The 2,156-nt window shown below is 27.5% G+C and carries 2 protein-coding genes; both read left to right on the top strand.

Annotated features, from left to right (window positions below; translation table 11 throughout):
* Positions 1–240: hypothetical protein (locus CD003_RS22105; protein ID WP_218838271.1), on the top strand; the 240-nt coding region annotated here is incomplete at its 5' end.
* A gap of 494 nt (positions 241–734) precedes the next feature.
* Positions 735–1,712: a hypothetical protein gene (locus CD003_RS21430; RefSeq protein WP_096203298.1), complete on the top strand. Its 978-nt coding sequence runs from the start codon at positions 735–737 to the stop codon at positions 1,710–1,712.
* Positions 1,713–2,156 lie beyond the last annotated feature (444 nt).

Raw genomic sequence — 2,156 nt, 5'->3', positions numbered from 1 at the left:
AGAGGTACCGGTGGGAAGCGAGTAGTTAGAAAATCCATCAGTTTAACTAATGATTTAGATACTAAATCAAAGCAGCTTGCAACCTCCTGTAATATGTCCCAAGCAGAAATCCTTTACACAATTCTAGAAATGGCTCTAAACTCAGCACCTACTATCCAGTATCTTCAGAAGCAGTACAATACTAGTTCAAAATATGAAATCATCCCAATCAAAGTCGGGAACAAGTTGCATTATCAGTAACTTAGGTTCTTAGAAATACAGGAATACAGTTAACTGTATTCCTGTATTTGTTCACTATATATATTTATATAAATAATTAACTATTTTAGTTTGAGTTCTACTTGTGCGCATAAAAAAGAGATAAATTTTCTAGTTATAGAAAAATTATCTCTTTTTTTATGCTTTATTGAAGTGTAGAATGGTAAGTACCAAATAAAAGATCGGAATTAAAAAAAGGACTATCAAGCGTTTAAATGAGTGTTGGTAGCACTACATCTAACGTTCGTCATGTACAGCCCATGACAAACACCTGCTTCAAAGCCCTAATTTCACAAGTTATTCATTAACAAAATGTTAACTTTTATGAGATAAGTTTACTAAAAAGTTAGCAAGGTGACAAGGTTTAAAGCAGAGAAATCTCTTTCTTTTTTAAATAAAGAGACAGTGTTTGTCGTAAACATAGACGACGCGCTGTCTCTTTTTTATTCCGTAAAGTAAAGGGAGGAAGTTTTATCATGAAAAAAAATGGAAAAATGCAGGAATTAAAAAAGAAAGAGTATGAGGTGATTCCACGTTCTCTTCTTCAACATCCAAGACTAAGCTTACAAGCTATCGGTTTATTATGTAACATTATTTCTTATCCTGAAGACTGGGACTTATATAAATCTGAGCTTTACAAACGTTTTCCCAAAAATAAAGAAACTAGTGTAAGAAATGCTTTTAATGAGTTAGTCGAAGAAAAATATATTATAGAAATACGAGAAAGAGAAGGTAAAAAATGGAATTTTAATTACTATTATGCGAAAGAACCATTTACAGATGACGAAATTAGAACAATTTATAAAGAGCATGAAATTGAAACTATTACTGGACAACAACAAAGTAATTTGGGGACTGGATTTTCAAGACTTGAAAATGAGGTCCCCAAATTGAAGTCTCCAAAATCAAGTAGTAATAAATTACAAACTAAAAAAAATACAAAAAAACAAATTACAAATAAAAATAATATAAATCTATCTATTAATAAAAAAGTTTTAAATTTAAATATTTCTGATAGTCTAAAGAAGTTACTTGAAAAACAGATTGATAGATTAATTAAAAATAATTTTGATTTTGAAGAGATTGAAATTCATTATAATAGTATAAGGGAACAAAATCTTTTAAGTGAGCATGAATATAATCACATGATACTTTCTGCAATAAAAAATACAAAAAAAGAAATATCAAATACTATCAATTATTTAGAACAATGTGTAACTACTCATATTAAAAAACAATCTGAAAGAGGAATTCAAAAAGCTAAAAGATTCCCTCATGTAAAACAAGAGAAACTTCCTAAATGGTTGAACTCTAAACAACAATCAATTGTAACTGAACAAAACCAATCAGAAGAAAATGTAAATAATTCAAATGAAAACTTTGCTGAAAAGAAATTAAAATTTGAATCCATGCTTGCTGCACATATGGAAAAGAAAAAATTATTAAAAGTTTAAAGCTACACTCAATAAATTTTATACATTATAATTAAATGAATAAGACAAGCTCTTATTTTTACGAGTGTAAAATATAGAGATTAAGTAAACACAATATGTTTCAATAAATTGATTTACAGAATGATTTGCTTACTAGAAAACTCTTTCTTGTTTTTGTAAGTAATACATGATAAATTAATACACCTGTAATAAAAAAACAAAATAACAGTTGCACAGAAGTATTTATTATGTTATATTATTTCTTGTCGCTAATAAAAGCGGTAAGTAAAATAATGTTATCTAAATTATTTTTATTGAAAATAACAGTTGCGCAGAAATATTTATTATGTTATATTATTTCTTGTCGCAAAAATAATATTTGTTCTTTGAAAACTGAACAAGACAAAAGCCAAGCGTAAAAGAGATGTAAACACATCTCGTTAATTTTCTCGATTTTTTAAAATC

It is taken from the genome of Bacillus sp. FJAT-45350, assembly GCF_002335805.1.
GTDB lineage: Bacteria > Bacillota > Bacilli > Bacillales > NISU01 > FJAT-45350.
Note: the sequence above shows the minus strand (reverse complement) of the source record. Positions and strands in the feature narration are given on the sequence as shown.

What these genes read in the sequence shown, in the direction of transcription:
- CD003_RS21430 (WP_096203298.1), top strand. Translation starts at nt 735, where the DNA reads ATGAAAAAAAATGGAAAAATGCAGGAATTAAAAAAGAAAGAGTATGAG.